Annotated in this window: 7 protein-coding genes; 3 read left to right on the top strand and 4 right to left on the bottom strand. The window is 46.3% G+C overall.

Annotation, left to right across the window (positions count from 1 at the left end):
* The coding region (locus B4K20_RS12255) for a RecQ family ATP-dependent DNA helicase (protein ID WP_289283087.1) at positions 1–818 on the bottom strand (818 nt) is incomplete at its 3' end.
* A gap of 176 nt (positions 819–994) precedes the next feature.
* Here B4K20_RS12255 and B4K20_RS12260 point away from each other — a divergent pair.
* Positions 995–1342: a cupin domain-containing protein gene (locus tag B4K20_RS12260; RefSeq protein WP_286305740.1), complete on the top strand. Its 348-nt coding sequence runs from the start codon at positions 995–997 to the stop codon at positions 1340–1342.
* Positions 1343–1441: 99 nt separating this feature from the next.
* Here the strand turns inward: B4K20_RS12260 and dinB are convergent, their stop codons facing one another.
* On the bottom strand, positions 1442–2530 hold the full coding sequence (gene dinB / locus B4K20_RS12265) for a DNA polymerase IV (RefSeq protein WP_289283088.1): 1089 nt from the start codon (positions 2528–2530) through the stop codon (positions 1442–1444).
* Between the two features lie 209 nt (positions 2531–2739).
* Between dinB and B4K20_RS12270 the strand changes: the two genes are divergently transcribed.
* On the top strand, positions 2740–4239 hold the full coding sequence (locus B4K20_RS12270; RefSeq protein ID WP_414683384.1) for an AmpG family muropeptide MFS transporter: 1500 nt from the start codon (positions 2740–2742) through the stop codon (positions 4237–4239).
* Between the two features lie 5 nt (positions 4240–4244).
* Positions 4245–4832 carry a hypothetical protein gene (locus tag B4K20_RS12275; protein WP_414673357.1) on the top strand — a complete coding sequence of 196 codons (588 nt, stop codon included), beginning with the start codon at positions 4245–4247 and terminating at the stop codon, positions 4830–4832.
* 3 nt (positions 4833–4835) lie between these two features.
* Here B4K20_RS12275 and ppnN read toward each other — a convergent pair whose 3' ends face one another.
* Positions 4836–6194 carry a nucleotide 5'-monophosphate nucleosidase PpnN gene (gene ppnN, locus B4K20_RS12280; RefSeq protein WP_289283091.1) on the bottom strand — a complete coding sequence of 453 codons (1359 nt, stop codon included), beginning with the start codon at positions 6192–6194 and terminating at the stop codon, positions 4836–4838.
* Between the two features lie 88 nt (positions 6195–6282).
* A partial coding sequence (locus tag B4K20_RS12285) for a bifunctional acetate--CoA ligase family protein/GNAT family N-acetyltransferase (RefSeq protein WP_289283092.1) occupies positions 6283–8376 on the bottom strand: 2094 nt, incomplete at its 5' end.

Consider the following 8376-nt stretch of genomic DNA (forward strand, 5'->3'; position numbering starts at 1 on the left):
CTAGCCCTGATGTCATTAGATAGGCCGGCATGATAAGGCAGGGCAACCCGACCTTGTTCCTGAAGCCACTCGGCAATGGCTTCTACTTTTTTGCGAGACAGGCAATAAACAATACCGGCATCGTTGGCGTGATGTTCCTCGATAAACTGCCAAAGCTGTTGTTTGGCTTGAGTCGCTTCAGTAATCGCATAAAAAATATTGGGCCTGTCAAAACTATTCAGATAAACATTGGCTTGCTGCAGATTGAGCTGTTCAATGATTTCCTGACGCGTACGTTTATCGGCTGTAGCTGTGAGGGCGACACGCGGCACATTAGGAAATAGCTCATGAAGCAAACGAAGCTGTTGGTATTCAGGGCGAAAGTCATGTCCCCATTGCGACACACAATGCGCTTCGTCTATCGCAAACAAAGCAATACTGACACGACTCAACAAAGATAGTGTGCGTTCGTTTAATAAACGCTCTGGGGCGATATACAGCACATCAATCAGTCCAGCTTCAAGTTCTTGCTCGACTGTACGGGCTTCATTTGCTGAAAGACTGGAGTTCAGAAAAGCGGCTTTTACACCTAATTCGTTTAACGCCACCACCTGATCCTGCATCAGGGCAATTAACGGTGACACCACAATGCCAGTGCCTTTTCTGATAAGTGCCGGAATCTGATAACAAAGCGATTTACCACCGCCGGTTGGCATTAATACCAGAGCATCACCACCATGGATAAGGTGATCAACGATATCCTGTTGATTATGTCGAAAGGAATCGTAGCCAAAGATGTTCTGTAGCACGTCCAGTGCGGATTGTCCTTCAGTATACATAGATAAATCAGTGATTAAAGCAAAGGGGCATTATGGCAAATATGGCTTCACTCTGATATCGAATATGAACAGCAAATTCGGTTTATTACAGAAATACAGGCAGAATATAGCATCTTCAACTTTCAGCTCATGCCAAACATGGCAGGTTTTAAGCAAATTTATATCTAGGAATCTAAATGAACAACATTACCGTGGACAGCAATCCCAGCGAAGCACAATTAAAACAGATGGGCGTCGAGCATTGGCCCACTTGGGAAAAAGAAGTCTCTGTATTCCCTTGGTCATTTGTCACCACTGAAGTGGCATACATTGTGGAAGGGGAGTGTGTAATGACGCCCAATGATGGTGGACCTGCAACCACATTTAAAGCCGGGGATTTAGTGGTCTTTCCCAACGGTTACAAAGGCACATGGGAAGTGAAAAAAGCACTAAAGAAACGCTTTAAACATAGAGATGGCAACTTTGTGAAATGTGCGTTTAGCCGTTATAAAATCCTGAAAAATCGTATTAAATCGGCTTTTTAGGAAATACTGCTTGGCATAAAAAAGGAGGGAGGAGCTCAATGTCGTCATTAAGTTCACATTGGGGTTCCCCCTTCAATCCAACTCTAGGGTGCGTGGTTTTTAAAACTGATCATGCAGTTCAAAGTCCAGCTGTGGTTGAACAGTTTCTGTAGAAGGCAAATCAAACCCACTCATACTTAATCCGACCAGTCTTACTGGTTTATGACCCGCCTCTGTTTTCTCCAGTAACAACGGAATAATCTTTTTTAAGTCAGTCAGTTTAATGATGTGCTCGGCGCTGTGTGCCCGGGTGACTTGTTGAAAGTCAGCATATTTCACTTTAACGGTGACGGTACGTGCTTTCAGTTGTTGTTTATCCAAACTCTCAAAGACGCGTTCAGCCAAATCGAGCAGTTTGGCGGTTAACTCAGGAATCGAGTGAATATCTTCTGCAAAGGTGGTTTCTTTACCGAGTGATTTACGGATACGTTGGCTACGAACCGGGCGGTCGTCGATGGCTCGGGCGATGTTGAAGTAATACTGACCCGCCTTGCCGAAACGCTCAGTCAGTTCGCTTAATGATTTCTCACGCAGGTCCTTGCCGGTATGAATGCCGAGGTTGTGCATTTTGGTTTCTGTGGCAGGACCAACGCCATGAAATTTACCGACAGGAAGATCGGCGACAAAGGCTTCGCCTTGTTCAGGTCTGATGACATAAAGCCCGTTGGGTTTATCCATATCAGAGGCAATTTTGGCGAGGAATTTATTGTAGGAAACACCAGCAGAGGCTGTGAGTCTAGTTTCCAGCAAAATCTCACGTTTAATGGCCTGGGCAATCAATGTCGCTGAACCATTGAAAGCTTCTGTGTAGGTGACATCCAAATAGGCTTCATCGAGAGATAAAGGCTCAACTTCACTGGCATAGCGCCAGAAAATATCACGGATTTGGTTGGAAACTTCACGGTAGGCATCAAAGCGGGGCGGTACAAACAGCGCTTGGGGGCATAAGCGATAGGCGCGCGAACAGGGCATGGCCGAGTGAATGCCATATTTTCTGGCTTCATAACTACAGGCTGCGACCACGCCACGGCTGTTAGGCTGGCCACCGACAATCAATGGTTTGCCTTTGTATTCCGGGTAATCACGCTGTTCCACCGAAGCAAAAAAAGCATCCATATCAACGTGAATTATTTTGCGTTGCTTAGCCATGAGGTATCAAGAATATCAGAAGTGTGTTCTCATTATTTTCTCATTATCGTTGACTGCATGATGATCAGCAATGTTTTCTGGCTATCTGCATCTCAAGCAACAAAAGTGGAACCAGATATACTTCAATGTTACTTTAGCTGATTCAACGCGATCTGAGACCGATTTTGATAGCACGACTACGTTCATGGCATGAGAGTTTACAGGCATTTATGCACCCACGGGTGCTCACAATGCTTGTGTTTGGCATCATGGCAGGTCTGCCGTTATTACTGATTTTTTCCACATTAAGCCTATGGCTTGGCGAAGTCGGTATCGCAAAAAGTGAAATCACTTATTTCAGCTGGGCAGCGCTGGGTTACTCATTCAAATTCGTCTGGGCACCGCTGGTGGATGTGATGCCCTTACCGATATTAACCCGTTTGCTCGGTCGTCGTCGTGCCTGGCTATTATTATCCCAATGCATGGTGATGGGCTCCATTATTTTTATGGCAATGGTGGATCCAGCCCAAGATTCTTTAGTTTGGATGGGGGTAGCAGCCGTGTGTCTGGGCTTTTCCTCGGCTACCCAGGATATTGTGACTGATGCCTACTGTATTGAATCTGCCAATGCTGAACTGCAAGCGATGATGTCGGCCAGTTACATTGCTGGTTATCGAATTGGCATGTTAGTGGCAGGTGGTGGCGCCTTATTCTTGGCTAGTTATTTTGGCACCAGCATGGAGCAATATAACTTTGAGGCTTGGCAAATAACCTACTGGAGCATGGCCAGTTTATTTTTGTTTGGCATTGTGACCACCTTGATCATTGATGAGCCCAAGCAACAACAGGAATCAGCTTTAATCAACCGTCGTCATCATGTGCGATTTTTTATAACCTTTTTGCTGGCGGTGAGCGCCTTTATCTGTAGCTTTGCACTGACAGCAGACTTAACGGAGCAGGCGAAACAAAAGCTGGGTATGTTTCTCAGTAACCCTCAGTTGGTGTCAGTGATTATCGAATTGATCCGGCTGGTATTTGCCGGTTTTGCTGCAGCGTTAGTTGCGATGCTGATGACACAAATAAAGTTTATCGATAAACAAAGTGTGACTCACAGTTATGTTGCACCTATTCAGGACTTCTTTACCCGTTATGGCTGGTCTTTAGCTTGGTTATTATTGGCTCTAGTGGGCTTGTATCGGATTTCAGATATTGTGCTTGGGGTGGTGGCAAATCCACTTTATCAAAGCCTGGGGTTTACCAAAACTGAAATCGCCACTGTCGTGAAAACCTTTGGCGTGTTTATGACCATCTTCGGTGCTTTCTACGGTGGTATATTGGTTTTGCGTTATGGCGTGATGCCGATATTGATGCTGGGCGCGGTGTTATCTGCTATTACCAATCTGCTATTTATGCTGCTGGTGCAAAGCGGTCACGATATCACCATGCTCTATGTGGTGATTACCGCTGATAATTTATCGGGTGGCCTGGCGAATGCCGCCTTTATTGCTTTTTTATCCAGTTTGACCAATATCTCTTTTACCGCTGTACAGTATGCGATTTTTAGCTCATTGATGACCTTAATCCCCAAAGTGTTGGGCGGTTATTCAGGCTCTATGGTGGAATCCATCGGTTTTGAAAGCTTTTTCTTGATGACGGCCCTGATGGGGCTACCGGTCTTATTGCTGATTATGCTTGCTGGCAAACGCTTTAATCTCACTACTCCCCAATGACGCTAGTGAAATGGCTTTTGTTGATTGTGCTTGTCGTTGTTACTGTAAAACAATGTCAGCATAAAGAAGAAGTCAGTTTAGGGCCGGGTGTTAAAGTGGCTCAGGCGCCAGTGCAATCACAGCTCAGTCAAGCGATGCCGTTTAAGTTTGAAGGGTATCAAATCACACCACTGGCACACTTTTCACTACAAGCGAAAGTGTTGGGGCGTGAAGATTATCGTTTAGACAGAGAAAGTGACTTATCCCCGACCGACTTAGCATTAGGCTGGCAGAAAATGTCAGATGAGAGCGTTTTGGCGAAGATTGAAATCACTCAGACCAGGCGATGGTATTACTGGCAAGTGGAGCAGTTCCCGATACCACGACGTGATATTGAAACCCAAAGTGCCAATATGCATATGATCCCTGCTGATGGTCAGGTTGCCAAGGCCTTAAAGAAAGTAAAAACAGGACAGATCATTGCATTGGAAGGCCAGTTAATTCAAGCTAGAGCCACCGATGGCTGGTCATGGAAAAGCTCCATGACCAGAGATGATACCGGCGCTCACGCCTGTGAAGTCGTCTATGTGACATCCCTTACTATTATCGAGTAAACGCTACCCCACCAATTTATAACAAGGTTGGTAAACTCCTTCGCCCTGGCCTAGTTTCATTCGTTGTTGTTTAACGAAAATATGGAGGAGATTATCAATCGCACGCATGATGCTGGGATCGCCTTTAAGCAAATAGGGCCCATGTTTCGCCACTTCTTTAATACCAAAACTTTTCACATTGCCGGCTACAATACCTGAAAATGCTGAACGAATTTGGCTGGCAAGCAGGTGCTTAGGCAGTGATGGATCTAAATTTAATGCGGCCATATTTTCATGAGTGGGAATAAATGGCTGCTGCAGCATTGGGTCAATATGTAACTGCCAGTTGTAGTAATACGCTTCTTCCGTTTCTCTACGATTATCATGGACTTCAGCTATGGCCTGTTTGACTTTGTAGCCGACGGTCTCTGGCTCACCAATAACAATCTCATATAATTGGCTAATGTCTTCACCCAGACATTGTTTGAGGAAGGCATCCAATGTGTCGAAATAGTCCCGGCATGATTCGGGCCCGGCAAAGATTAATGGGATACCGTATTTATTTTCCGGATGAAGCAGAATACTGAGTAAATAGAAGATTTCTTCCACCGTGCCAACGCCGCCGGGAAAGACCACGATAACGTGACCCAGACGTACAAAGGCTTCCAGTCGCTTTTCAATATCCGGCATGATAACCAGTTCATTGACGATGGCATTGGGTGATTCAGAAGCAATGATGCCTGGTTCGCTAATGCCAATATAACGACCATGAGTGATTTGCTGTTTGGCATGACCAACGGCAGCGCCCTTCATGGGACCTTTCATGGCGCCAATTCCGCAACCGGTGATGATATCCAGTCCTCTCAAGCCGAATTCATAACCGACATGTTTGGCATAGTCATACTCTTCGCGGGGAATAGAGTGACCGCCCCAACAGACCACCAGATTAGGCGAGACATTCGGTCTGACCATATTGGCATTACGCAAGATACGGAACACTTTATCGGTGATTTTCGCCGAGCTATTGGTTTCTTCTGCCAGAATTTTAAAGTCAGTGTAGACAATATCGCGTAATACCGACGATAAATGCTCCTGAATACCGCGAATCAGCGTGCCATCAACAAATGATTGGGCTGGCGCATTAAAGATTTCCAGCATCACGCCACGGGGTTGTGACTTCAGGCGAATATCAAAGTCTGCATAGAGCTGCTGAATTTCTTCGGCATCATCTTCATGGCTGTCGGTGTTGAGAATCGCCAGAGCACATTCTCTGAATAGTCGGTGCAGCTCAGCGCTGGGAGAGCTGAGTTTGATGATTTCTTCCTGTGATAACAGGTTAAGACTTCGAATCGGACGAACAGTGGTATAAGGGATTTTTTTCATTCACACGCCTTCTTTGGTGGTTACTATTTGATGCTCCCACTCTTGTTACTAACAATCAATGGTTTTCAGATAATTTTTGCTCGCAGCTCTACAAATGCATGGAAGCCAGTCTTATCGATGGCTCTTCCAGACTCGCCGTCACGGTAAACCCTAAGCTTTCGACCAGTCGTTGCATGGGTTGATTACTGGTGAGAATTTCACCTTCCATCAGGCTGAACCCTTGCTGACGGGCACTGGAAATCAAGGCCTGCATCAGTCGTGTGCCAATACCTTTATGTTGCCATTCATCAGCGACAACCAAAGCAAACTCACAGCTGTTACCATCCGGGTTCATACTGTAACGGGCGACACCGACTTCAATTTCTTCATTGTTTTCCATGGTCACTGCCATTAAAGCCAATTCGCGGCTGTAATCAAGCTGTGTAAAACGTATCAACATATCTTGCGACAATTCGTTGAGTTCTTGCATAAAGCGGAAGTAGCGAGATTCTGTAGACAGTTTTCGGAAAAAGACCTGCTCAATCAGCGCATCTTCAGGGCGAATAGGACGGATAATAATATCCGTGCCATCGGCTAACTGTTCCTGTCTGGTCAAATGTGTTGGATATGGATGAATGGCCATATGATCATAGCGGTGAATGGTCTTCACATGATGTGCGACGACGATTCTGACATCTAAGGCGAGCACCCCGCGTTCATCGACGACCAGTGGGTTGATGTCCAGTGATTCAATTTCTGGTAATTCACAAACCATCTCAGACACCCGTAACAACACTTGTATTAAGGCGTCACGATTCACGGCAGGCATATCGCGGAACTCGCCGAGCATAGCGGCAATTTTGGTTTGGTTAATCAGCTTGTCTGCCAGGAACGTGTTTAAAGGTGGCAGAGCAATAGCGGTATCTTGCAAGACTTCGACTTTGACACCACCGGCCCCAAATACAATCGTGGTACCAAATACTGGGTCACGGTTAACACCGACCAGACATTCTCTACCGAAGGGATCGGTATACATTGGTTCGATACTAACGCTGAATGCCTTCATATCCGGGACTTTCTTACGAACCGCTTCCTGTAATTCTTTGTAAACCAATCTAACGGCGGCTGCATTATTAATATTTAAACGAACACCGCCTACATCGGTTTTATGCTGGATATGACGATCATTGATTTTCATCGCCACCGGATAACCAAAACTCTCTGCCGCGACCAGCGCTTCATTGGCGCTGTGGCACTGAATGCTCAAACTGACCGGGATATCAAAAGCATGTAACAAGGCTCTCGACTCAGCTGTGGTTAATGTTTGCCTATTTTCAGCCAGTACACTCTCGATAATCAGTCGCGCACCCTCAATATCCGGTTCGCTGTGTGATGATAATGGGCCTGGTACCTGCATTAATAATTGCTGGTTTTCATAAAAGCGCGCGAGGCAGGCAAAGGCTTCCACTGAGGATTCCGGATCAGAAAAACAGGGCACATGATGACGGGCAAATAAACGATCCGCACTGGCAATAAGCTGTTGACCCATCCAGCAAGCCAGAACGGGTTTTGAGCTTGTCTGGTGTGCATCAATAACGGCTTGTGCGCAGGCATCAGGATCGGTCATGGCTTGTGGAGACAGCATCACTAATACCCCATCAATGCCTTCATCCTGCAAACAGGCATTTACGGCAGCTTTATAGCGTTCTGGTGAGGCATCGCCAAGCACATCAATCGGATTACTGCGCGACCAGTGATGAGGTAATACTTTATCCAGGTTGGTAATTGTCGCTTCCGACAGGTTGGCTAACTCAATGCCTAAATCAATCGCTCTGTCGGTGGCCATCACCCCAAGGCCTCCGCCATTGGTGACGATCGCCAAACGCCGGCCATGCACCCGACATTGAGTGGCTAACAACTCAGCGGCGGCAAAAAGCTGCTGAATGGTATCGGCTCTGACCACACCGGCTCGTTGAATTGCGGCATTAAATACATCATCACCACCCATCATCGCACCAGTATGCGTTAAAGCCGCCTGTGAGCCGGCTTGATGGCGGCCTGCTTTGATTACAACCACCGGTTTCATGCGTGAAGCAATACGTAGCCCGCTCATAAAACGGCGGGCATCACGAATACCTTCGACATACAGCAGAATACTCTGGGTTTTGTGATCCTGAGCTAGAAAGTCGAGCAGATCACCAAA

Origin of the sequence: Methylophaga sp. UBA5088 (genome assembly GCF_002414625.1) — a bacterium.
Lineage (GTDB): Bacteria > Pseudomonadota > Gammaproteobacteria > Nitrosococcales > Methylophagaceae > Methylophaga > Methylophaga marina.